This window comes from Levilactobacillus lanxiensis, from assembly GCF_016861655.1.
In the GTDB taxonomy this organism is placed as follows: domain Bacteria; phylum Bacillota; class Bacilli; order Lactobacillales; family Lactobacillaceae; genus Levilactobacillus; species Levilactobacillus lanxiensis.
The window spans coordinates 1-21,721 of the sequence record NZ_BOLN01000017.1; the positions used below are offsets into that span (position 1 = coordinate 1).

The 21,721-nt window shown below is 51.3% G+C and carries 24 protein-coding genes and 1 tRNA gene; 12 read left to right on the plus strand and 13 right to left on the minus strand.

What is annotated here, in order from left to right; translation table 11 throughout:
- Positions 1-184: 184 nt before the first annotated feature.
- Positions 185-625: a nucleoside 2-deoxyribosyltransferase gene (locus JUF22_RS13440; protein WP_203647121.1), complete on the minus strand. Its 441-nt coding sequence runs from the start codon at positions 623-625 to the stop codon at positions 185-187.
- A gap of 308 nt (positions 626-933) precedes the next feature.
- On the opposite strand from JUF22_RS13440, the gene JUF22_RS13445 reads away from it, so the two are divergent.
- Positions 934-1,524, plus strand: a complete 591-nt coding sequence (locus JUF22_RS13445) for a hypothetical protein (protein WP_203647123.1) — start codon at positions 934-936, stop codon at positions 1,522-1,524.
- A gap of 79 nt (positions 1,525-1,603) precedes the next feature.
- On the opposite strand, the gene JUF22_RS13450 is transcribed toward JUF22_RS13445, so the two are convergent.
- Positions 1,604-2,422, minus strand: coding sequence for an AraC family transcriptional regulator (locus tag JUF22_RS13450; RefSeq protein WP_203647124.1), 819 nt, complete (start codon positions 2,420-2,422; stop codon positions 1,604-1,606).
- Positions 2,423-2,621: 199 nt separating this feature from the next.
- Between JUF22_RS13450 and JUF22_RS13455 the strand changes: the two genes are divergently transcribed.
- Both JUF22_RS13455 and JUF22_RS13460 read left to right on the plus strand, forming a co-directional pair.
- Entirely contained in the window at positions 2,622-4,304 is a 1,683-nt protein-coding gene (locus JUF22_RS13455; RefSeq protein WP_203647126.1) for a glycoside hydrolase family 43 protein, read from the plus strand.
- Positions 4,301-5,536, plus strand: coding sequence for an MFS transporter (locus JUF22_RS13460; protein WP_203647128.1), 1,236 nt, complete (start codon positions 4,301-4,303; stop codon positions 5,534-5,536). The genes JUF22_RS13455 and JUF22_RS13460 overlap by 4 nt, the downstream gene beginning before the upstream one ends.
- A gap of 86 nt (positions 5,537-5,622) precedes the next feature.
- Here JUF22_RS13460 and JUF22_RS13465 read toward each other — a convergent pair whose 3' ends face one another.
- Together JUF22_RS13465 and JUF22_RS13470 are read right to left on the minus strand one after the other, a co-directional pair.
- Positions 5,623-6,792 carry a hydroxymethylglutaryl-CoA synthase gene (locus tag JUF22_RS13465; RefSeq protein WP_203647130.1) on the minus strand — a complete coding sequence of 390 codons (1,170 nt, stop codon included), beginning with the start codon at positions 6,790-6,792 and terminating at the stop codon, positions 5,623-5,625.
- 151 nt (positions 6,793-6,943) lie between these two features.
- Complete coding sequence (locus tag JUF22_RS13470; protein ID WP_203647132.1) at positions 6,944-7,825, minus strand: PPK2 family polyphosphate kinase; 882 nt, start codon at positions 7,823-7,825, stop codon at positions 6,944-6,946.
- A 175-nt stretch (positions 7,826-8,000) separates the two neighbouring features.
- Here JUF22_RS13470 and JUF22_RS13475 point away from each other — a divergent pair, with 175 nt between their 5' ends.
- The 5 genes from JUF22_RS13475 (at position 8,001) to JUF22_RS13495 (ending at position 10,266) form a co-directional block, all read left to right on the plus strand.
- Positions 8,001-8,663: a histidine phosphatase family protein gene (locus JUF22_RS13475; protein ID WP_203647133.1), complete on the plus strand. Its 663-nt coding sequence runs from the start codon at positions 8,001-8,003 to the stop codon at positions 8,661-8,663.
- A 26-nt stretch (positions 8,664-8,689) separates the two neighbouring features.
- The gene (locus JUF22_RS13480; RefSeq protein ID WP_203647135.1) at positions 8,690-8,875 is read left to right on the plus strand and encodes a PspC domain-containing protein; all 186 of its coding nucleotides are present in this window, start codon (positions 8,690-8,692) and stop codon (positions 8,873-8,875) included.
- Positions 8,876-9,017: 142 nt separating this feature from the next.
- Positions 9,018-9,491, plus strand: a complete 474-nt coding sequence (gene ndk / locus JUF22_RS13485) for a nucleoside-diphosphate kinase (protein ID WP_203637323.1) — start codon at positions 9,018-9,020, stop codon at positions 9,489-9,491.
- 92 nt (positions 9,492-9,583) lie between these two features.
- Positions 9,584-9,751 (plus strand): hypothetical protein, encoded by a 168-nt coding sequence (locus tag JUF22_RS13490; RefSeq protein WP_164511268.1) that lies wholly within the window; start codon positions 9,584-9,586, stop codon positions 9,749-9,751.
- A gap of 26 nt (positions 9,752-9,777) precedes the next feature.
- Complete coding sequence (locus JUF22_RS13495; RefSeq protein ID WP_203647137.1) at positions 9,778-10,266, plus strand: cupin domain-containing protein; 489 nt, start codon at positions 9,778-9,780, stop codon at positions 10,264-10,266.
- 249 nt (positions 10,267-10,515) lie between these two features.
- Here JUF22_RS13495 and JUF22_RS13500 read toward each other — a convergent pair whose 3' ends face one another.
- The 5 genes from JUF22_RS13500 to JUF22_RS13520 form a co-directional block, all read right to left on the minus strand.
- Positions 10,516-10,689: a hypothetical protein gene (locus JUF22_RS13500; RefSeq protein ID WP_203647139.1), complete on the minus strand. Its 174-nt coding sequence runs from the start codon at positions 10,687-10,689 to the stop codon at positions 10,516-10,518.
- A 4-nt stretch (positions 10,690-10,693) separates the two neighbouring features.
- Entirely contained in the window at positions 10,694-11,473 is a 780-nt protein-coding gene (locus tag JUF22_RS13505) for a type II toxin-antitoxin system death-on-curing family toxin (RefSeq protein WP_203647141.1), read from the minus strand.
- Between the two features lie 371 nt (positions 11,474-11,844).
- A tRNA-Ser gene (locus JUF22_RS13510) sits at positions 11,845-11,932 on the minus strand.
- Between the two features lie 52 nt (positions 11,933-11,984).
- Positions 11,985-12,383, minus strand: a complete 399-nt coding sequence (locus JUF22_RS13515; protein WP_203647142.1) for a TIR domain-containing protein — start codon at positions 12,381-12,383, stop codon at positions 11,985-11,987.
- A 140-nt stretch (positions 12,384-12,523) separates the two neighbouring features.
- The gene (locus JUF22_RS13520; RefSeq protein WP_125762933.1) at positions 12,524-12,901 is read right to left on the minus strand and encodes a hypothetical protein; all 378 of its coding nucleotides are present in this window, start codon (positions 12,899-12,901) and stop codon (positions 12,524-12,526) included.
- A 137-nt stretch (positions 12,902-13,038) separates the two neighbouring features.
- Between JUF22_RS13520 and JUF22_RS13525 the strand changes: the two genes are divergently transcribed.
- A complete protein-coding gene (locus JUF22_RS13525) occupies positions 13,039-13,449 on the plus strand; it encodes a hypothetical protein (protein ID WP_203647144.1) in 411 nt (136 codons plus the stop codon).
- 677 nt (positions 13,450-14,126) lie between these two features.
- Entirely contained in the window at positions 14,127-15,308 is a 1,182-nt protein-coding gene (locus JUF22_RS13530) for a CynX/NimT family MFS transporter (RefSeq protein WP_373306119.1), read from the plus strand.
- 90 nt (positions 15,309-15,398) lie between these two features.
- On the opposite strand, the gene JUF22_RS13535 is transcribed toward JUF22_RS13530, so the two are convergent.
- From JUF22_RS13535 to rnz, 4 genes are all read right to left on the minus strand, one after another.
- Entirely contained in the window at positions 15,399-15,917 is a 519-nt protein-coding gene (locus JUF22_RS13535) for an adenine phosphoribosyltransferase (RefSeq protein ID WP_203647146.1), read from the minus strand.
- A gap of 22 nt (positions 15,918-15,939) precedes the next feature.
- Positions 15,940-18,345, minus strand: coding sequence for a single-stranded-DNA-specific exonuclease RecJ (gene recJ / locus JUF22_RS13540; RefSeq protein WP_203647148.1), 2,406 nt, complete (start codon positions 18,343-18,345; stop codon positions 15,940-15,942).
- A gap of 491 nt (positions 18,346-18,836) precedes the next feature.
- Positions 18,837-19,226, minus strand: a complete 390-nt coding sequence (locus tag JUF22_RS13545; RefSeq protein ID WP_203647149.1) for a lipopolysaccharide assembly protein LapA domain-containing protein — start codon at positions 19,224-19,226, stop codon at positions 18,837-18,839.
- On the minus strand, positions 19,226-20,176 hold the full coding sequence (gene rnz / locus JUF22_RS13550; protein ID WP_203647151.1) for a ribonuclease Z: 951 nt from the start codon (positions 20,174-20,176) through the stop codon (positions 19,226-19,228). Before rnz ends, JUF22_RS13545 begins: the two co-directional genes overlap by 1 nt.
- A 340-nt stretch (positions 20,177-20,516) precedes the next feature.
- Here rnz and JUF22_RS13555 point away from each other — a divergent pair, with 340 nt between their 5' ends.
- Both JUF22_RS13555 and JUF22_RS13560 read left to right on the plus strand, forming a co-directional pair.
- Positions 20,517-20,792: a hypothetical protein gene (locus JUF22_RS13555; protein ID WP_203647164.1), complete on the plus strand. Its 276-nt coding sequence runs from the start codon at positions 20,517-20,519 to the stop codon at positions 20,790-20,792.
- Positions 20,793-20,805: 13 nt separating this feature from the next.
- Positions 20,806-21,552 (plus strand): hypothetical protein, encoded by a 747-nt coding sequence (locus JUF22_RS13560; RefSeq protein WP_203647166.1) that lies wholly within the window; start codon positions 20,806-20,808, stop codon positions 21,550-21,552.
- Positions 21,553-21,721: the final 169 nt, after the last annotated feature.

The following is a 21,721-nucleotide window of genomic DNA, read 5'->3' on the forward strand; positions in this document are numbered from 1 at the left end:
AAACTGGAATCCTCGTTCTAGCATTGAATATCCTCAAGTTAGTCTCCACCAGGAGAAGACGGCTTGAGAATCAAGAGCATGGAAATAAGGCACGAAACCAAAGTTCGGTTTCGTGCCTTATTTTTGTTCTACAGAGGCTAGTTATGTCACAGCCTCGATTTTTACGTTCGTGAGTTATTTAAGACTAGATGACTTTCCCTTGATAGTGACTTTCGGGAAGCGTCGCAAAGTCATAGGCGGCTAGTGCTTCGGCTTCGCGTAAGTAGGCGTGTAACCCCTCCGCTAACATCAGGTTTAAAATGGTGTCCTTTTCATGGAGAACGACTACCGGTTTCTTACTGTGGAAGGCATAGCCAATTTCAAAGGCTGTGCCGGAATCCACCTGATCATCCACGAAATCGACCAGGGCCACCACAACGTCGGCCTCGTCAATCTGGTGGACATCCATTTGGAAGGTTTGGGTGGCCCACTCGGCCGTGCCCATTTCTAACCCAGGAATCTCACTCAAACGGGGACTAAAGACATTGGCGACCCGGGGATTGGCAGCCAAGGCCTTTTCCGCGCGTTCAATCCGGGAAATTTGTTCGTCATCAAAGAAGGGACCTGCTAAATAAACGTTCGTCACTCTAATCTCCTCATTTCTCTCTTTATTACGACTAATTATACCGGAAACGTTAACTCTTGGCGACTATTTTTTGATTAATATTCGGTTATAATTCACATAATCCGGATTTTAATCATTTGTCAGTTCTAATTATTCGACTTTAAACCTTTTTTCACGAACCTTTTGACCCTTAATACTGTCACTGACCCAGTCAAGGTCTCCCACCCTAGTGCAGTTGTTTCATTCTCTAATTGATTCATGCTATACTGAAACTAATCAAACGGCGGTTGCTTCAGCCTAAACCGCCCTAACCTACGGAGGGGTCCATCATGTTTTTAGGTATTACTATTTTGGGGGTCATCTTCATTATCATCACCGCGTTTTCCGTCGTCAATGCCAGTCGTCGGGGAGAATCCAAGCGCAGTTCTATCATCGTCCTGGTCATCACCGTCCTAGTCACCGTGGGCGCAATCACCCAGTTGCCCTTCTGGTCAGCGTCCTCGACTCACGACAAGGCGACTCAAACCAGTAAGCAATCATCATCACTAAGCTCGCAATCCGGGCAAGCCTTCGCCACGAGCGACAAGACGGCCACTCGTGCCGACAACGAAAAACAGGTTAAGACGCAGTTGGCCAAGTCCCTGGTCAAGCTGGGCACCGTCACCTTCGACCATGCCAGCAAGACCTACACGCTGACCATCACCAACAAGAGTCTCAAGAAAACTATCAAGGGCTTAAAGGCCGATCCGAGTCAGGCCAAGGCTGCCAAGTGGCCAAAGTTCGTCGACAACTTTACCAAGACCAGTCAATCGCTCAAGAAGGCCCTCGGTCCCGGTTACCGTCTGGTCATGCGCGTTGGTGATCAATCCCCCGTGCTGGTGTTTAAGGACGGGTATGTAACGAAGAATATTTTTGAATAACACCACCGGCTACGCATAACTGAACACCCCACAAGAAAAGCGTTGATTTCATCTAATTTTGATGAGATCAACGCTTTTTTTAATTTCGCTGGTATTGCAGACGAACTTGCTTGGGTAACGCCCCATACATCTCCTGAAACATCTCCCGGGCCGTCCGCCGATTGGTCAGTCCATGCTTGTCCATCAAGACATCTACGGGAATGGTCGTATCGATCAAGTCCCGGTAGAAATTATTTAACCGAATCAAGTAAACGTAGTGGCCTAACGTCACCCCGGTCTGCTCCTTAAATAACCGTGACAAGTAACTCGCATTATAGCCAAACCGATGGGCCACTGCCTTAACGCTCAGCTTCTCCCGGTAATGCTCATTCACATAGATAACGATGGACTTCAAGCTACTCGAACTCGCCGTTAAAGGATTAGCTGTATCCGTGAAGTTGCTGACCAGATTCTTCAACATAGTCAGCACCGTAATCCCCGTGTCAATCAGGTAGTTAGGTTGGCGCTCCCGGTTAATTTGAGCGAGCCGTTTGAACGCGGCAACTACTTCTTGGTAGGCCGCAATCTGCTCCCGTCCAGCTGTCAAAAAGTTTAGCTGTTCGGGATGGGCAACGTACCGTTCGATAAATGTCAGCGGAATTTGCAGGACTAACGACTGGTTCGGCGTATTGGTCACATCGTGAATCACCCCCGAGGAGACAATCGAAAACTGATTGGCGTGGATAACGTGGGCCTGACCGTCAAACTGGAAGGTCAACTGCCCAGACAGCACACAGACCAGTTCGATACTACTGTGCCAATGGAACGGCACGTACCCGCTCCGCGTCACGGTTGATTCAAAGAAGCGAATCCCAATGTCTAAGTTTGACACCACGTTCTCATGATGTTGCCGGTTCATGTGATTCATCCCCCTAAAAAAGTGACAATCATTACCTAGTTGCCGCCAATAAACGACGACCTTGTGAAATGCCGTTGACTTGTATCCGCTTTCAAAGTATTCTAAATGCAACAATTAGTTCTCAAAAACAACTAACTCAGAATTCGACAATGACAGCTTATAAATAACTTAATTTTAACAAATGGAGTGTGAAATTACTATGACTCAAATTCAAAATCCGATTATTCCCGGAATGGCACCCGATCCCTCAATTATTCGTGTGGGTGCAGATTATTACATTGCTACCTCAACCTTCCACTGGACACCAGCCGTCCAGATCTTTCATTCAACCGACTTAGCCAACTGGCAACTCGTTGGCTACGCCCTGAATCACGGGGAAGTCGACCTTCGTGGCACGAACACGCCAGCCGGTATCTGGGCACCGCACTTATCCTACGATTCACGGACCCAAAAGTATTGGCTAGCCTACTCCCACATGCAGAATATGGCCGGTAGAGAATTCAACTCGGATTCCTTCGCCGTTTCAGCCGACAGCATCACGGGACCGTGGTCCAAACCCATTTACTTAACATCCATCGGCTTTGACCCCGCTCTTTTCCACGACGCTGACGGCAAGCATTACGCCGCTATCCTGGAATGGGAAACACGGACCGGCTACCAAGCCCCCGGCCACATCGTCATTGCCGAGGTCGACCTCAAAAACGGCGGCATCATCGGGGACTGGCACCGCGTGACCACCGGCTTTACCACCCGTGGCTGTGCGGAGGCGCCCCAATTATACAAACACAACGGCTACTACTACCTGCTCATCGCGGCTGGTGGTACGGGTTACGCCCACGGCGTTGAGATTGGCCGGTCCCAGACCATCTTCGGTCCCTATGAACCGAACCCCACCGGTGAGCCCATCATCACCTCATCCCCGCAACATCTCTTCTCCCTGGGCGACCCAGATGCCGGCCACTTTGAAATGTTTAATCCCCAGTCACTTATGCAAAAGGCTGGTCATGGCTCCCTAGTGCACACGCAAACGGACGAGTGGTACGTGGCCCATCTCATGTCCCGACCACTCGCTGGGCAAAAAAAGAATCCCCTGGGCCGCGAAACCTCGCTTCAGAAAATGCACTGGACAGCTGATGGCTGGCTTGAAATGGCCGACGGCAGCAACCTCGCTAAGATGCACGTGGACGGGCTTAAAGATGTCCCCGTTCACCAAGCCACCACGCAATTTGATATTAACGACGACTTTAACAATGATACCTATGATCCCCGCTTCATGACGCCGTACAGAACGCAGGATGCCGCGTGGGTCAACACCATCGAAAATCCCGGGCATTTGCGCATCCATGGGCACAATTCCTTCTTCTCACAGGTCAACCCCGCCATCATGGCAACGCGCGCCACTTCGCTTGACTACACGGTCCAGACCAAGCTGACCTTCCATCCGGATCACTACTCCGAGACTGCCGGTGTCGGCTTGTACTACGACTCCAACAACTGGCTATACGCCCGGCTATGTCAAGCCGACACCGAAGACCACACCGTCCTGCGGGTCCTTCAGGCCAAACTCGGTGAACGCATCGATCACCTGACTGATGAGGTCACGGTCCCCAACGACACGGCCGAAATTCGACTAGCATACCACCAAGGCACCGCCCAAGTTCTTTACCGATTAACCGATACGGCGACCTGGCAAGCGTTGGGCACAACGTTGGATGTCGCCTACCTGTCAGACGAGGGCGTTAACGGCGCGCCAGGTGAGATTGGTGGTTTCACCGCCCTGTTTAACTTCATCGGGTCCGTGGATGCCCATCAGTTGACGTCATTTGCCGACTTTGATTACTACACCGTCAAAAACAACCTAGAAAGAGGCACGCATCTATGAACAAAACGACCATTTCACTCAAACGTTTAATTCCGGGACTCATCATCGGTCCGGCCAGCTGGCTGGGGCCTTACATCGTTATGAACAGTCTGTTCCTACCAGCCTTGATTCAACATTTCAATGCACCCCATAAGATTGAACTGGTCGCACTCTTCTCGACGTGCGGGATGATTGTGGCGGCCCTCTCAAACATGATTGCCGGTGCTCTATCCGATAAAACCAAATCCCGGTTTGGGAAACGAGCACCCTGGTTGCTCGGTGGCGCCTTCGTCTTCATGCTCGCCATGATTGCCGCCTCATTTTCACCCAACATTCCGGTTCTACTGACGGCCTGGATGATTGGCCAAGCCGCGCTTAACTTCATTGTCTCTCCCATGGTCGCTTGGATTGACTTTGCGCCCAAGGATGGCCGGGCAACGGCTTCCTCCGCTTATGGCGGACTGGGGATGGCCCTGGGGAACAACGGGTTCAACGTCATTGGTGCCATGTTCCTGAGTCAGTACCGACTCGGCTTCATTATCTTCGGGATCATTACCTTTATCGGGGTGACCATTGCCGCCATCATCGTCCATGAACCGTCTAACTTAGACGAAGAGTTGACGGAAAAGGCACCGAAACCCAAACTAACGTTGAAGGACGCGGCCTCGATTTTTCCCCGCTGGTCAATTGGTCGTGATTACTACATGGCTCTGATTGCCAAATTGTTCCAAGGGGTCGGCAACTTCGCGATTACCGGATACATTCTCTACATCATGACCGACTTTCTCCACCGTGGTAGTCAGACGCAATCCTCCATTCAACTGATTAACCTGATCTTGTTGATCTTTGGCATCTTCATGGGCTTCGTTGCCGGACCCGTTTCTGATAAATTTAAAATTTTGAAACTCCCTGTCGGCTTCTCGACCCTGTTCTTAGCGTTTGGGGCCCTCATGCTATTCTTCTTCCGTGACACGTTTGGCATCGTCACTTACGCCTTCGCTGCCGGCATTGGGATGGGCATGTGGAACTCCCTCGATAACCTGCTGAACCTAGAAGTCATTCCCGACCAAAACCGGGTGGCCTTCTTCCTAGGCGTCTATAACCTGGGAAACACCATTACCCAGGCTATCGCCCCCGTTCTGGCAGCCGCTGTGATTTCCCTCTTCGGATACTCTGGAATCTTCATCGTGTCGTTCATCTTCTCCCTAATTGGTGGGGTTCTGATTCTGGGAATCAAATCGGTGAAGCGTTAAGATATTCAAGACTTCACACCCATTTAGAGACCATAAAGGCCCGGCAATCTGCCGGGCCTTTAGGTGTACCAATTTAATTTTACAAATTATTGCTGACGATACTGTCGTTGCTCATGCTGCCGACCGGCCAGATAATACGGTGCCGTTTCCTGACCCACGGCCAGTTGGACATCGCGGCTGTCGTTTGGCAGTTGTGCGCGATAAATTTCTTCATACTCCGCCACACTCACGGCTTGGCGATCCGCCAGTTGGTTGGCAAGAAAGTCCTCGTCAAAGCCTTGCTGGAAGGTCGGTTGCACGGTGCCACTGAAGAACTCGCCCTCGGCGCCCGACCCGTAGCTAAACAGGCCCAGGCGTTCGCCACCCTGCAAATTACCGTGCCGTAGCAGCGATAACAGGCTCAGGTAAAGCGACCCCGTGTAAAGGTTCCCGACTTCCCGGTTGTCCGCCTGACTAGCCTCAAAGGCCGCGGTCAACGTGGCCTGTTGGGCACTCGTGGCCGTTGGCAGGATCTGTCGGAGTCCCTTCCGTCCCATCTTGGTAAATGGTAAGTGGAACACGAACGCGGAGAAATCCGCAATCGTGCGGTGCGTTTGGGCTTGGTAGTCGTCCCAGACCTGCTGGAAGAAGTCGAGGTAAACGTTGGTTGAATATTTCCCATCTACCAGTGCCTCGGTCCGGTAGGTTGGCCGCCAGAAGTCCATGACGTCGGCCGTATGGTAACTACTGATGGCATCCAGCGCCAAGATGCGCGGATTGGCCGTTACCAGCATGGCCACGGCACCGCCACCCTGGGTGACCTCACCGGCGGACCGTAACCCGTAGCGTGCGATATCGGCGCCAATCACCAGCACCTTGGCCGTGGGCCGGGCCCGAACAAAGTCTGCGGCTAATTGCAGCCCGGCCGTCGCCCCATAACAAGCCTGTTTAATTTCCACGGCTCGGGTATTGCTGGGCAAGCCCAGTAGATGGGCTAAGTACACCGCCGTGGCCTTAGAGTTGTCGATACCCGATTCCGTGCCAAAAAGTACCATGCTGATTTCTGCCTTGGTGGCCGGCGTTAAGATTTGCTCGGCCGCATTGGCCGCCATCGTGACCACATCCTGAGTTGGAGGAATCACCGCCTGTTTGGACTGGCCAATGCCAATTAAATACTTGTTCGGCTCAGCCCCTCTGGCGTGAGCGAGGTCCGTCATATCCAAATAAAGTCCTGGCGTATAAAACCCCAGTTTGTCGATTCCTACCGCAACGGTCATCGTCTGAATCCTCCTAAGTAAAATCACTGAAATTAAGTTACCGTTACTTTAGCATTTCTTCAGGGGATAAGGCAAATTTATCGCCAATTGTATGATACAATTTAGCCATTTTGAACGCTGTGTCATGTACTGACACAGCACATATTGTTAGTTACAATTCTCCCTCTTTGAGCTGATGCAAGGTCGTCTTCAATTTTTCCTTCGTATCCGGCGAAACTTTCGGGTAAGTTGGGTGGATATTCTGGAGTCGTTTAACTAAAATGTTGGAGACTAACAACCGGGCAACCCCCTTGTCATCGGCCGGAATCAGGTACCAAGGTTCCTTCTTCGTGGCCGTACTTTCCAGCATCTTGGTATAGGCAACTTGATAGTCCTCCCAGAAGGCCCGTTCCTGCATATCACTGGGTGAGAATTTCCAGTTTTTGCTAGGAATTTCGATTCGCCGTTCAAACCGATTCGTCTGTTCTTCACGGGAAAGGTGCAAGAAGAACTTGATGGTGATAAAACCTTGGTGACGTAGGTATGTTTCAAAATGCCGCAGGTCATGGTACCGGCGATCAAAGAATTTATCACCCACGTCGTCTAACGTCTCAACGCCGGGAAGATTTTGTTTCAGCAGCATTTCCGGATGGACCCGGCTGATCAGAACGTCCTCGTACTGTGAGCGGTTGAAGATCCGAATCTCACCGCGTTGCGGCAATGCCTGGTTGATCCGCCAGAGAAAATCGTGGTCCAACTGGAGATGTGTGGGTTGCTTGAAGCTGACGACACTCGTACCGGAGGGGTTCAACCCGCTGAACACGTGTCGAATCAGGCCGTCTTTCCCGGCAGTATCCATCCCCTGCAAGATGATGATGACCCCGGTCTTCTTCTGAGAATACAACCGACTCTGCAGGTCACTCAGCGTCGCTACATTGGCCTCCAAGGCGTTGGTGATGACCGCCTGTTCGGGCACGTGATCGACCCGCGTGGCCAATTGACTAAGATCGAGGGGATGGTCCCCCATATAACGATAACTACTTTCAGTACTCAATACGCATCGCCTCCTGTTATTAAAAAGCATAGCATTCTTTGCGCAACTTGGCGCTGGCAAAACCCTTAAAATTTGAAGATTTTTCATTTCAACGGCTAAATGGGTGCGTTCACCGCGTGGCATTGCTATACTAGGCTTGTAACCACTTACTAAGTTGATGAGGGAGTTTTGAAAAATGAAGAAAATTACCGCGTACTTCGTGCGTCACGGGCAAACCATGTTAAACCACTACAACAAGGTTCAGGGCTGGATCGATTCTCCCCTGACTGAAAAGGGCCGGGCCGATGCCAAACGTGCCGGTGAACAGCTCAAGGGCGTTCCCCTAACTGCCGCCTACAGTAGTGATTCCGGTCGGGCCATCGAGACCGCTCGGATTGCGCTGAAACAAAATCCTGAAAATATGAATATCGTGTCTTACCAGTACCCCGAATTCCGGGAACAGTGCCACGGCTACTTTGAAGGCAACGACTTGAACCAGATGTGGCAGTTCGTCGGGGCTCAGGTCAAGTTGACCTCCGAATCCGACGTGCTGGGTACCTACGGTTTGGAAAAGGCCCGGGACCTGATTCACCAAGCCGACCTATACGGGGAAGCCGAAAGTAACGACATGTTCTGGGAACGTTTGGACCGAGGCTTCGAAAAGTTGCGAGCCAACTCCAAGGATGGCGACCAAGTGTTAGTCGTTTCCCATGGGATGACGATTCGGTCCATCGTCGACCGCTACGCCCCTGAACTCGACGAAGGGATTGCCACCATCAACGGCAGTATTACCAAGCTGGAGATCACCGACGACACGATTCACGTCGACTTCTTCAACAAAACTGATTTCCAGTCTTAAAAATTATCCAGTGGGAGGAATTTCTCATGAAAAATATTCACCGTTCACTTAATAATCGTGTCTTTGCCGGCGTCATTGGCGGTCTAGCGGAACATTTCGACTGGAACGCCGGGGTGGCCCGGGTCCTGTTCGTGGTCTTAGCCATCACCCCCGCCTTTCCTGGGCTAATCGCCTACCTGATTCTCTGGATGATCATGGGTGATCCAGAATAGCATTGACCTAAGCAGTTGCCGTTTTGACGGGAGCTGCTTTTTTAGTTGACGTGGCTCATAGAATCCCCTACAATTTAAATTGTAACTTGTTAGGTCATGAACAATGAAGTTCCGTTGTTCAAAATACAAGGAGGTCTCTATCATGGCAAATTCAGAAAAGACTTTGGTACTGGTAAAACCCGATGGTGTCGCAGAAGGCCACATCGGTGAGATTATTTCACGGCTAGAAAGTAAGCGCTACCAAATTACGGCGTTAAAAGTAGTCCGCGCAACTCCTGAACAACTTGAAAGGCACTACCGCGATCAGGTCAACAAGCCCTACTTCCATGAAATTGAAACCTACATGACGGAAGGCCCCCTGGTTGCCATCATCGTTACTGGGACCGATGTCGTGAAGGCCGTCCATAATTTGGCGGGTAAGACGCGGCCCAACGATGCCCAACCTGGGACCATTCGGGGCGACTTTGCCCACGAATACCCAGACGGCATCTTAAGAAACATCGTCCACACCTCTGACAGTCGCGAGAACGCGCATCATGAAATTGCGATTTGGTTCCCCGAACTGGCCGTCGAAGCCCATCAACAAGTTGCCAAGAAACAAAAAGTTACCGAATAATTAACAAAACGGGTCAGCCAACTGGCGACCCGTTTTTTGTGCCCGCTTGACCACGAGTTCTGCTATAATCAAGGACAAGGTGGTGAACAGACATGACATTTCCCGAAGATATTTTTGAAGCTGCTGCCTACGAATGGCTCAAGCAGCAGGACCTGACGAAGCGGACTCCCAAGGAAGTTACCAATGCCTTGAACGAGGCCATCAAGCAGGCCAAGGGAATTTCCAAATCGACCCAGACACCCTGGGGTGAAGACCAGTAAGCACAGGCTTTAAGGAGGCAACTTTGATGACCGGTAAATTAACCTACATTGATGCGCTGGCACTCAAGCCACATCCAGAGGGCGGCTGGTACCGCCAAACGGCCCATAGCGACGAGCAGTTCTTTGACAACACCAGTCAGGACGCCCGGTATCACTACACGTCGATCTACTTCTTGCTCGACAGCACCAACCCCTCCCACTTCCATCAGCTTAATCACGATGAACTGTGGTTTTACCACGACGGTGCGGCCATCACGATTCACTGCATCGCACCGGATGGCAATTACTCCCACGTGACGGTGGGCCCGGATGTGCTCAACGACGAGCGGCTCCAATTTACCGTTCCACGAGGCACCCTCTTTGCAGCTGAAGTCACGACGCCCAACGCCTTTTGCCTGGTGAGTTGCGTCGTCGCCCCGGGCTTTGATTTCCGCGACTTCACGATGCCGGCTAAGGCGGATTTGTTGCGGGAGTATCCTGGGTTGGATGAGGTTGTTGGGCGGTTGGCGGATTAAGGGATTTTGGTTCGCGGCCGGTTTAAACAACGACATTCAAGACTGATTGAAAATTAATCATTTGCGTCATCCCACTAATTAATTTCGGTGGGATTTTTTAGTTGCGACAAAAAAAGCTGTGTACCTGCTCACCCTTAACAGGCAAGTGATCACACAGCTCAAATGTACACCATTTATGCACCGACGGATAAGTGACATAACAAGATACAAGAGCCACTCTTCTTATCTAGAATCGAGTGGCCACCGTTTTTATTTACTTGATAATTCCTTTAGCGCATCCCTTACTTCTCGCTGACCAAAAATATAATTTGCCGACGCAGCAAGGATTTTTTTACTCTCTTTAGCTGACATGATTTTAGGGCTCTTAGCGTCTAAAGTCAGACCAGAAATATCTACTTTGACGTCATTAAATTTACGATCCATAGTATCACTTCTCCCAGTTTTTCCCTTTAAACTTTTCGCTTTTCAATTGTTGCATAGTCGTCCAGTTTGAATTATCAACATTAATCTTACAATTCTCACAAATATAGTTTGTAATTTCTTCAACTGTTAAATCGTCATTTGCAATTTTAAGCGACACTTTAACAAGCTCTTCCTTCAACCCTTCATGATAGATAAAATCATAACCGTTAGAGTGGAGCATAATCAATGCTGCAACCATCGCTGTTCTTTTGTTTCCATTCTGAAAAGCCTGATATTTAGCAATTCTAAACCAAACAAACGCGGACTTTGCAGCAACAGTCGGATAACGATCTTCTCCAAACATCATTGAATCCTTTGCTATTTCCACTGTGTACTCGAGAATTCCCCGATCCTTCACACCTCTTATACCATAGGCACCATCCTCAGGATATATTTCCTGCGCACGATCATTCCAATCAATAATATCTTCAACGCTTGGGATAACTAGCGGCCTCTGTATAAAAATAAAGGAATCAGATACTGGTTTTCGATTACTCTCAACACTTATTGACTTAACACCATTTACAATGGTATTAAAATTGATGCTTTTCACGTTTCCGAAAGCATAACTCGACAACAAGAGCCTGGCCACTTCACTATACTGTTTTTCAGTTTGCAAGCAATCAAAAATAATTCCTGAAAACGTTTTGCCCCTGAATGCCACTCCAGCAATAGTTCTATTAGTAGCAATATCTCTTAGTGGAGCTGAAGAATCAATAAATTCGAACCCATCTTCTTTTGTCATAGCCGCATTATATCACAATAGAAGAAGAATGCTATTTAAATCCATTGGGGTCCATTCGAGATACATAGAAGATTGAAGAAAAAATATACCTGTTTAATACAAAAGGCCAACAATATGAAGAGAAAGGCACACTTACTGCCCTAGAAGATATCAACTAGAAGTGTGCTTTGGTGCACTCTTCCAATCGACTGGTATCAAAGGATTTTAGGCGGATTCAATTCCAAAATGATGCGCTTTTATTTTATAAAAAACAATTTTGGTGCTATTCACAACTTATCGTTTCAGCCCGTTCTAACACGTTTCAAGCCAAACAAAAACGCCGTCAATTCAACGATTGACGACGTTTTAGAACGATATATCTATCAAATTTAAGGAGAGTACAGGAATTGAACCTGCGCGCCGGTATTAGCCGGTTCGACGGATTTCGAGTCCGTTGCATTACCACTCTGCCAACTCTCCAAGTCACTACTTAATATATTTTACCAATAATGACTATAAATGCAAGTCTTGTTTAAAATTTTCGCTGAATCAGCGCGACGGGATCAAACGGGTCGATCCACACCGGCTTGGCCGTCAATAAACCTAGCGGCGAAATATTGGTCGAATCAACCTTGGCAGCCAACACCTGTTTATCTGCCTCGTAGGCCGTCGCAATTTCCCAGTCCGTCCACTCGGATTGCCAAGTCTGCCGGCTAACAATCACCAGGAGTTGGTGTGCCTGCTTGATTTCCTTACGCAGTTGACGCCGCACCGCACCGGCCGCGCGTGTTTGAAACTTGATGCGCGGTTCTTGTTCATGAAAGCTGACGCTCGGAAACTCCCAGTCCTTGTCCGCCCATTTCTGGAGTTGAAGTTGAAATGAATGGGCCAACGGGTCAGCGGACTGGTAGCTAATAAACAGGTCACTCATAAGTCAAACTCCCTTTCCAATTAACTTGGCTTAAGTATAACTGGCTTAAAAGTCAAAACGATTACAGAATGGTGTTTTTCTTATGAAGGCTATATCTCAATTCTAATTTTATTTTCTGCATAATTGGTTGAGATGTTTTATCAGCGTCCTAAATAGTGAAAATCTGGGTCCCGCCCCTCAGTATAACAGGCAAACGCCTTGGTCAGTTCATTGTGGAACGTCACCAGGATGGCCGGTGTCGCCCAGGTCGAAGCCGCCCAAAAGACCGTATCATCAGGTTCGCGATTGTCATTGGGGTAGCGGTAATAGCCCCACTGCTCATCCCAAATAGTGCCCTGCGTATTTAACCAATCCTCGGCCAGCCCCGCCTGGACGACCGCCATAACATCCCCATTATCCCGTATCAGCGCGGCTAACTTTTGCCAGTCTAGTTGCCAGTCATGCAGCTTAGGGGCCTGCTGGCGGCTTCCCAGGGGCGTATACCGCAATTGAATTGGGGTTAAGTCAACAAAATCCATCCAATCACCTTCTTACTCCCTATTTTACCCGGATACTCCCGTTTTTCCAATCCGCCGCTAGCTTGTCCGCCACTGGAAGGGTACACTGAGAGTCAGGGGTTAAGCCCCAATCGTTGTTATTCAGGGAGGAATTTTACATGCTCAAGAAGTCACTCTTACTCATCGTTGCGCTATTAACTATTGGCGGTAGCACCATCGCCGCCGCACCAGTCGTTCCGGCTGAGGCCGCCACCCACCACGTCATCAAGTGGCACGGCAAGAAGTACCGGTCTAAGTACACCGTCAAACAGATGCGGCGGAAGTTCCATTTGAAATACTATAAAACCAAAGACATTGCACACGTCACCTGGGTCCACAACCGATTTTTGGGCATTTCCAAGGGCGCTAACGTTCACACCGGTGCTGGTAGTGAAACCCACGCGCACGGAGCCGTCACCCACAAGGGCCATTACGCCATGTTTATGACCGATCAACTCGACGGTGGCAATGCCTACAGCCTAGAATACATCAACCTGAAGACGGGGAAGCACTACCACGACCAGGCCTAACGCGCTTGCCGTGAAACCGGTTAACTTGCTATACTTAGGGGGAAGTCTTGGGAGAAAGAAGGGGTTGCCGTGTCACCCACTGTTAAAATTAGTGTCCTGGTCCTCATCGTGATTGGCCTGGGCATTGCGCTCTACAGCTACTTCTTGTCGCGCAAACACTAAGCCCGCGTTACCTCAGGCGTTTGAGACTAACTCAAGCGTCTTTTTTGACCCAAATTTTCCCTGAGCATATTCATTGAAACTCGTAATCAATTGTCCGATAATATAACTACAAACTAATCAAATAGATTAGTTGATAAACACATTTTCTCCCCTTTTGCATCGCCCACAGATTCCGCACGAATCTTGGTTCACCCCCAATAGTCCTCCTCAATGGGGCTGTTTTCTTCGCTAGTCAGGGCGGCAAGTCGTTCCCGGCAGCGGCCTCAAGGCACCCTGCTATGGGGCCGGTTCCAGACTGAGGCCCGGTCTTCCACCTCGGGCAACCTTGGTCCACCTCTGGTCACTAAGACTGGCCACTTGGGCTCATTTCACCAGTTCTCCGGCTCACACTGGTTTAATCCTATCACCAGCTATTTTAGGCACTATTTTAGGCATCGACTTTGTTTATTCCCACGATTTCTTGCACTAATCATTCTGGCTAATCTGCACTAATATCTCTTTAAGGAGGAACCCCCGTGTCTCAACCTAAACGTTCCTGGTTTCTATTCAGCATGATGCTGATTGCCGCTAACCTGCGGCTACCCATTACCCTGATGCCACCGCTATTGCCTAGCCTGGAGAAGACGTTGCACCTACCCAGTTCGTTGGCCGGCCTGTTGACGTCGATTCCGCTGGTCACCTTTGCCATTTTTTCACCGATCATCGTAAAATTGGCCCACCGCTGGGGCAACGAGCGGACCGTCTTCACGCTATTTCTCCTGCTGATTGCCGGGAGCTATCTGCGGATCATCCCCACGATTGCGGCGCTCTTCCTGGGGACCTTTCTGGTCGGCATCGGCGCCGATAGTGGCAACGTCCTGGTTCCCGCGTTGATCAAGGAACACGTGCCCGACCAGATTCAGCTCGGCACCAGCCTATACACGCTCTCCATGCTTCTGGTCGGCGCATTGGGCACCGCTGCGGCCGGCTACCTCATCTCGCACGTAAGCTTTGGTCTAACGCAGGGTCTACTGGGTCTGCTCAGCATTATGGCCGCGTTGGCTTGGCTCCCCAACTTACGGGGCCACCGCCCAACGCCCTTGACCGCCGAACAGCGCGCCGCCAAGCCCCACTACCAAAGCGTCTGGCACCAACGGTCCGGCTGGCTGATCACCCTGTTCTTCGGTCTACAGTCGCTGGTCTACTACGTCCTGTTGACCTGGCTGCCTAGCATCCTCACCGCACACGGCGTCTCGACCATCGTCGCCAGTAACCTCCTGACACTCTTTCAACTAAGCGGCCTGCCATTGGCCTTTCTGGTGCCCTACCTCTACAACCGCCGTCACGGTCTGGCTGCATTACTGGCCATCATGACGCTGGGCTACGTGGTGGCACCTTTGACCTTCCTGGTACCCACGCAATCGCTGGGTTTTCTGGCCACCATGGCCCTGATCAGCGGCCTCGGTTCCGGTGTCGCCTTCAACCTATCGATCATGTTCTTCACCGAGAAGACCACCAATCCGTACCAAACGGCAGCCATCTCCGGCATGGCCCAATCGGCGGGCTACCTGCTAGCCGCGGTCGGCCCGATTCTCTTCGGCTTCTTAGAAGAAACGACGCATTCCTGGACCCCAGTCATTGGTCTTCTGGTGGCATTCGCCCTGGCCCTGACATTGACGGGCATCGTGGTCCAGCGGCACGGCACCATTGCGGATTAACCCCTCATCCTAAATCCAAACAAAAGCTGGCACCAACGTCCCTCCGCGGGGGTCGTTGATGCCAGTTTTTAGGTTAACCTATTTTAACGCTTAGTATTCCATCAAGCTAAAGATATCGTAACCCTTAAGCTTGTCACGACCATGCAGGTCCTTCAATTCGATCAAGAAGGCCGTGCCGACAACGATGCCGCCCAAGTCTTCGACCAATTGAATTGTGGCCTCGATGGTGCCACCAGTGGCCAATAAGTCATCGGTCACCAAGACCTTTTGACCTGGCTTGATGGCGTCTTCGTGCATGTACAAGGCGGATTGGCCGTACTCCAAATCGTAGCTGGCCTTGACTGTCTTGCGGGGCAACTTACCCTCTTTACGGGCAGGGGCAAACCCAATACCCATTTCGTAAGCCACTGGACAGCCGACGATAAAGCCCCGGGCTTCTGGACCCACGACCATTTCGACGCCCTTGCCCTTCGCGTACTCGACGATTTTGTCAGTTGCCGCGTGAAAAGCCTTGCCGTCCGCCATTAATGGGGAGATATCCCGGAACATGATGCCCTTTTCGGGGTAGTCCGGAACGCTTGCAATATATTTCGTAAAATCAGTTGCCATAAGATTAAGTAGCTCCTTTATATTAGGTCAATGAGGCCTGGAGACGTTGCACGAGTGCCGCGGTCGGACAGCTTAAAAGCGCGTCTTCCGTCTGCATCTGCTGTTCTCTGAGTTGGTAACTCGGGGCCATAGTCAAATCCTTGTGCTCCGGGTGCGCCACACCGTTCATGATGCCGTGATCGATCGTGATGAACCCACTCTCGAAGAAGACTTGAATCATGAAGACTAACTGGGTCCGTGGTAACCGCAAAAATGTGGCTAGCTGGTCCAGTTGGTGTCCCACATCGACTTGTTGATGTGTTGCAACGAACTTAAACAGTTTAGCATATTGCGCGCGAGTTGGCATCCCTAATTGCGAAAGACTTTCTTTCTTATAGAGATAAGCCGTGACCTGTTGCGGTTTCAGCTCGGCCAAAACGCGGGTCAGATCGGTCGTATCATCCGGACAGTCGACGATAAATGCCGGCGTGTCGGCTGGCAGTGGCTGTTGAACCGAGCCATCGACTAAGAGTGCCGTGGCCCCGGTTGGCAATTGCCCCGCCAGTTGTTGATAGACGTTGCGATGGAAGAAAACGTAGACGCCAAACGCGGTGAACATCGCCTGGTTGAGGTGCATCGTCCGCGCATCCACGACCCGTCCAGTCGCCGGCGCACTAGTGGCGGCCTGTGGTGCGGTCGGCTGGGCTTCAGCGACGGTTGGTGTCGTGGTAGGTTCCGGCGTTGCGGTAGTGGCTGTTAATTTCAAATCCTTGACCATCACCTGCAGAGAATGCCATCCCTGCCACACGTTATCTTCAATCGCGCCCAAAACCGCGGCATCACTCGGTGCGGCCGTTAGTGCGGGCACATTTTTACCGGCACCGAACTGAATCGCATTCAGTTGGTGCTGGCCTTCTTGTAATTGGAATTTTAAATGGGAATGGTCCTGACCGATGGCCTTAATCTGCGTCAAGGTCGCCGATTCAAAGGCAAATAACGGCTGGAGATTGTCCGTCCCAAACGGCGCCATCTTGGCCAATTCCTGGTAAAGTGGCATCGTAACATCGCCGACCTTTAAGGAGGCGGCCACGGCTAATTCGCTCGGCCCACTCTCGGTCAATTTCTGCGTTGCCGCTTCGGCATCCAGGGCATCCGCTAAGGCCCCTAATTGGTCCTCAGGGAAGGTTAACCCCACGGCCATGTGATGACCCCCAAAAGCCGTCATCAGGTCTCTGTGACCGTCTAAGGCCGTAAATAGGTTAAACGCCTCGACACTTCGACCAGACCCCTTGGCACGGCCATCCTGAATGTTGACGACCAGGGTCGGCTTGCCCGTGGTTTCCACGACCTTGCTGGCCACGATTCCCAGCACGCCTTCGTGCCAGTCGTGCCCGCTAATGATCAGGGTCGGTCGGTCACGGTGATCCGCATCGGCCGCTTCCGCCAACGCCGCCGCACTGATCTGTTTGACCAGGTCTTGGCGGTGCCGGTTCTTTTGTTCCGTGTCATTGGCCAAAGACTTGGCACGCTCGTCATCCAGCGTGGTCAGGAGCTCCACGGCAGGACTGGCGTCGTCCAACCGACCTAATGCATTCAACCGGGGGGCAATCCCAAAACCGATTGACTGCTCGTCCAGTTCGGCGGGCTTCAAACCGGCGCCACTCATCAATACCTGTAAGCCTGGCCGTTCATCCTGTTTTAACAGTTGAAGACCGTAGTAGACCAGCACCCGGTTTTCATCGACCAGGGGCACCAAATCGGCTACGGTCCCAATGGCCGCCAGGTCCAACAGGTCTTGCGGAATCTCTTCGCGCAAGGCTTGGGCCACTTTGAAGGCCACTCCGGCACCAGACAGGCCCCCAAACGGGTATTCTGCGCCTGGGTAACGCGGATGAATAATCGCGTAGGCAGCCGGCAACTCCTGGGGCAGCTCATGGTGATCGGTCACGACCACGTCGACCCCGGCTTCGTTGGCAACGGCAATGGCTTCGTTTCCAGCCACCCCGTTATCCACCGTCACGAAGAGTTGCGTGCCCGCCGCAATCAGCTTTTTAAATGCCGCGACGTTGGGACCGTAACCATCGGTAAACCGATTCGGGATATAGTAATTCACCTTAGCTCCCATTTCGTTCAACGTTTCATACAGAATGGACGTGCTCGTGACCCCGTCAGCGTCATAATCCCCATAAATGGTGATCTGTTGGTCGGCGCCAATCGCGTCTTCGATTCGCGCGACCCCCTTGGCCATGTCGTGTAACAGGTTCGGGTCATGGAGTTGTTCGGGTCCCGGATTCAAAAAGGTGTGGACCGTTTCCGCCGTCTGATACCCCCGGTTCCAAAGAATCTGGGCGACGATTGGCGAAATACTTTCCGCCTGCGCCACCGCTTGGGCCTCGGCTGACGGCTGATCAACATGTTTAATATTCCATTGGTACTGTGCGGCAATCACCAGCAAACCATCCTTTCCAAACTAAATCTGTGTGGCCAGCGTTCAAAATAGAAACGGACGCCGCAGAAATTAGTGTTGCGTTCAGCGCTAATCCCTGCAACGTCCATCGATTGAGAACGTTGGCCTTCTACTATTTTCCTGAGTACTTGGGTTAAACGCGGGTCATGGCGCCTCCGGGATGGTGAAAATAGGCCGTGACGCTGTGGGCGGACACGCGAAGCCAAAGTGCGGTCTTCGCGTTCGCTTTGAACCACTGAGAACCGTGTTTCAAAGACGCCAATTCGCTAAGTGGTTCCCACTAAGCGAATTCCCACGGCTGAGCCTATTTTCACCATCCCTGCGGCTAACACAGCGTTACCCCCATATCCATCTATCGTTCTGATTAGATCCACCGTTATCATGTTCATCTTACTAACTGATTGGTCAGACAAACGGTGGTCTCATTGATAGGTTAACTCCAATGACAGCTATGCACGCGTCATTCAGTTAGTCTACTGCTTATCCAACTGAGCTTGTAAATCAGCCACCTGGGCCTTCAGGGTCTTGATTTGCTTTTCCTGTAGGCCGGCTGCCTGCTTGCTGTTGGAGTTTTGCAGACGCTTGTTCAGCCGGTCGTTATCGGCCTTTAATGCCGTGATCCGGTCGTTGCTGGTCTTCTCCAGTTCCTTGTAAGCCCGGTTGTGTTGAAAACTATTGATGGTTGAGAAGAGAATCATCAGGATGGCTCCAATTAAGATGGAGACCAACAGAATCAGAATCAACGGCCAATGAACCGTGGTAAAGCCAAACGAAACGGGCACACTCTCCACGTTTAGAATTGCAAAAACCGCGACAACGATTACCAATAAAATAGTTACAACGATTCGCCATTGATTCTTCATCACTTCGCACCAGCTTTAATTATTTTTTGAAACGGCACATCTACTTCATCAAAGTCTTTGACCACCTTGGTATTCTTGAAGACGTCGCGGGCCTGTTGTTGCAGGTCTAACGCCATCTTACCGGTATACCGAGCGGAAATATGGTTCAATAACAACATCTTCACGTGCATCCGCTTGGCCAGTTCTGCCGCCTGAATGTTGGTGGAATGGTAATATGAGCGGGCTAACTTACTTTCGCCCTTGGCAAACGTACTCTCGTGCACCAAGACGTCCGCGTTGCGCGCTAACCGTTCTTCCCCAGGCGTCTGCCGGGTATCGCCTAAAATGGCGACGATACGTCCCGGTTGCGCGGGACCTAAGAAGTCCTGACCGTTGAGGGTCCGACCGTCGGGTAAGGTGACCGTTTCGCCGGCCTTAAGTTTCCCGTAAACGGGGCCCGATGGAATCTGAGCGTCCCGCAGCTTGTCCACTTGGAGTTCGCCCGGATGATCCTTTTCCTCTACCCGGTAGCCGAAGCACTCGATGCGGTGATCCAGGTGCTGGGCATAGACCCGGAACTTACTGTCCTCGAAGACTAACCCATCGCTGGCCAATTCTTGATAATGAATCTTATAGGATAGCTTGGTCTCGGACACCCGCAGACTGATTTCCACGAAGCTCCGAATCCCTTTAGGTCCATAAATCGTCAGTGGTTCATTGCCCCCCTGAAAGGAGCGACTACTCAACAAGCCCGGTAACCCAAAGATATGGTCCCCGTGCAGGTGGGTAATAAAAATTTTATCAATTTTACGTGGCTTTAAGGTCGTTCGTAAAATTTGGTGCTGTGTCGCCTCGCCGACGTCAAACAGCCAAACGGAGTTCCGTTCGTCTAGTAGACGCAAGGCAGTACTCGTTACGTTGCGGAACTTTCCTGGCGAACCAGCGCCGGTCCCTAAGAATTCAATTTCCATAATTTTTTCGTTCCTATCCTATTTAGAAGTCCGAACACCATTTTAGGGGATTTTCGGGCAAACCGCAACTTTTCCACCCCACTTTTCCACTTGTCCCGGGTCGCTCGCAACTTGCCTAACGCCGCCGCAACGGGTCCTGCCCACGCTAGCTCCGGCACCCGGTTAATCCCCAGGATGCCACGAACCCCGTAACCACTCACTTTCACCCCCAACTGGCAAATTTCCGTTAAATTTTTTACGAGGACTGGGGTTCCCCGAAAAAATTCGGTATACTGAAGGTAATCGAAGTCGTTGCCACTTTTTTCTGCGCAACGACGACACGAACTGGGGAGGGAGTGCCTTGCGTCTCATTGATTTTAACCGGTCCACGATTGACCTACATCCCGCGTTACGCCTTTTCTGGGAACGCGACCATCAGCTACAGCCCATCACCGACCTTCAGCCAGGCGACCAGCGACTTTTGTTGGTCAGCGGGCCGGGGCATCCCCTGACACTGGACCAATTCCGTGCCCGGTGCCAGCAGATCGACCCCCACGCGAGTCTCTTTATCGCGGCGGAACCCCCTATTCGGCTGTACGGTTACCGTCTTGTGCCTCACCAAATTTTGCTCGGTTGAAAGGAGTTTTACCATGCGTTTATCAAAAGTTGCCATCCTAGTCAGTCTGCTCGCCGTCGTTGGTCTGGCCGGTTGCCAAAACAACGCGTCAAAGAGTACCGCAAGTTTTAAAAATAGTAGCAGTCAGTCCAGCAGCTACCACGCTGCCAACCCGGATGCGGCCGTGACCCAATCGTCTTCCAGTAAAAAGGAAGCCCAAACCTACGAACCCAAGGCCGACCAAACCAAGAGTGCGCGCTACGTGAAATCGGGCAACCTTAAAACGTCCGGCCAATACACGTACGACAAGGTCGGCACCAAGCTCCAGTTAGCCAAGGTCAAGCATCCCCGGACCACTATCAAGAGTGGCGACCTAACTTATAAGGTCACGACGGTGCGCTTGATCAAGAACACGGCCAAGACGGCGGCGGCCAAACGCATGGCGGCCCAGGCCTTGAACCTGACCACTCTGAAGAGTCCCTACTACACGATTCAGGTGAAGTTCACCATCACGAACGATGGCGATCAGGACGTCACGACCGATGGCATTCAGGCGATTCGCTTGAAAAAAGGCTTAGAACTAAACGCCGCCAACCAACTGAGCGACGCCAGCGCCGGCAAGACAATTGCCGCCCACGACAAGCTCGACACCTTCGCCACCGGCCTCGCCAGCGAAAAGACCAAGCCAACTTTCAAGTCGGTCAAAATTGCGTTCGCCGGCGCCTACGCGGATCACAAGCAAGTGGCCGACCCAACTGGCTGGTTGAAGTTAACGCTGTAGGAAACGCAATCGCGCCATCAAACTGAACGAAAACATTCAGGACGTGCCGCACTGGCCGTCCTTTTTTGATGCCCGCACAGCAATGACCCAAGGCACAAAAAACTCTCTGAGGGTGTCGCTTCGCTCTACCCTCGTAACCATATGGTGAAATGAACCGCCTTTCCCGGTA

Coding starts and splice junctions, on each gene's coding strand:
- JUF22_RS13445 (WP_203647123.1), top strand. CDS start 934: ATGTTTTTAGGTATTACTATTTTGGGGGTCATCTTCATTATCATCACC.
- JUF22_RS13505 (WP_203647141.1), bottom strand. CDS start 11,473: ATGACAAAAGAAGATGGGTTCGAATTTATTGATTCTTCAGCTCCACTA.
- JUF22_RS13525 (WP_203647144.1), top strand. CDS start 13,039: ATGCTCAAGAAGTCACTCTTACTCATCGTTGCGCTATTAACTATTGGC.
- JUF22_RS13545 (WP_203647149.1), bottom strand. CDS start 19,226: ATGAAGAATCAATGGCGAATCGTTGTAACTATTTTATTGGTAATCGTT.
- JUF22_RS13520 (WP_125762933.1), bottom strand. CDS start 12,901: ATGGATTTTGTTGACTTAACCCCAATTCAATTGCGGTATACGCCCCTG.
- rnz (WP_203647151.1), bottom strand. CDS start 20,176: ATGGAAATTGAATTCTTAGGGACCGGCGCTGGTTCGCCAGGAAAGTTC.
- JUF22_RS13465 (WP_203647130.1), bottom strand. CDS start 6,792: ATGACCGTTGCGGTAGGAATCGACAAACTGGGGTTTTATACGCCAGGA.
- JUF22_RS13490 (WP_164511268.1), top strand. CDS start 9,584: ATGACATTTCCCGAAGATATTTTTGAAGCTGCTGCCTACGAATGGCTC.
- JUF22_RS13460 (WP_203647128.1), top strand. CDS start 4,301: ATGAACAAAACGACCATTTCACTCAAACGTTTAATTCCGGGACTCATC.
- JUF22_RS13450 (WP_203647124.1), bottom strand. CDS start 2,422: ATGAACCGGCAACATCATGAGAACGTGGTGTCAAACTTAGACATTGGG.
- JUF22_RS13475 (WP_203647133.1), top strand. CDS start 8,001: ATGAAGAAAATTACCGCGTACTTCGTGCGTCACGGGCAAACCATGTTA.
- JUF22_RS13455 (WP_203647126.1), top strand. CDS start 2,622: ATGACTCAAATTCAAAATCCGATTATTCCCGGAATGGCACCCGATCCC.
- JUF22_RS13560 (WP_203647166.1), top strand. CDS start 20,806: ATGCGTTTATCAAAAGTTGCCATCCTAGTCAGTCTGCTCGCCGTCGTT.
- JUF22_RS13495 (WP_203647137.1), top strand. CDS start 9,778: ATGACCGGTAAATTAACCTACATTGATGCGCTGGCACTCAAGCCACAT.
- ndk (WP_203637323.1), top strand. CDS start 9,018: ATGGCAAATTCAGAAAAGACTTTGGTACTGGTAAAACCCGATGGTGTC.
- JUF22_RS13500 (WP_203647139.1), bottom strand. CDS start 10,689: ATGGATCGTAAATTTAATGACGTCAAAGTAGATATTTCTGGTCTGACT.
- JUF22_RS13515 (WP_203647142.1), bottom strand. CDS start 12,383: ATGAGTGACCTGTTTATTAGCTACCAGTCCGCTGACCCGTTGGCCCAT.
- JUF22_RS13535 (WP_203647146.1), bottom strand. CDS start 15,917: ATGGCAACTGATTTTACGAAATATATTGCAAGCGTTCCGGACTACCCC.
- JUF22_RS13480 (WP_203647135.1), top strand. CDS start 8,690: ATGAAAAATATTCACCGTTCACTTAATAATCGTGTCTTTGCCGGCGTC.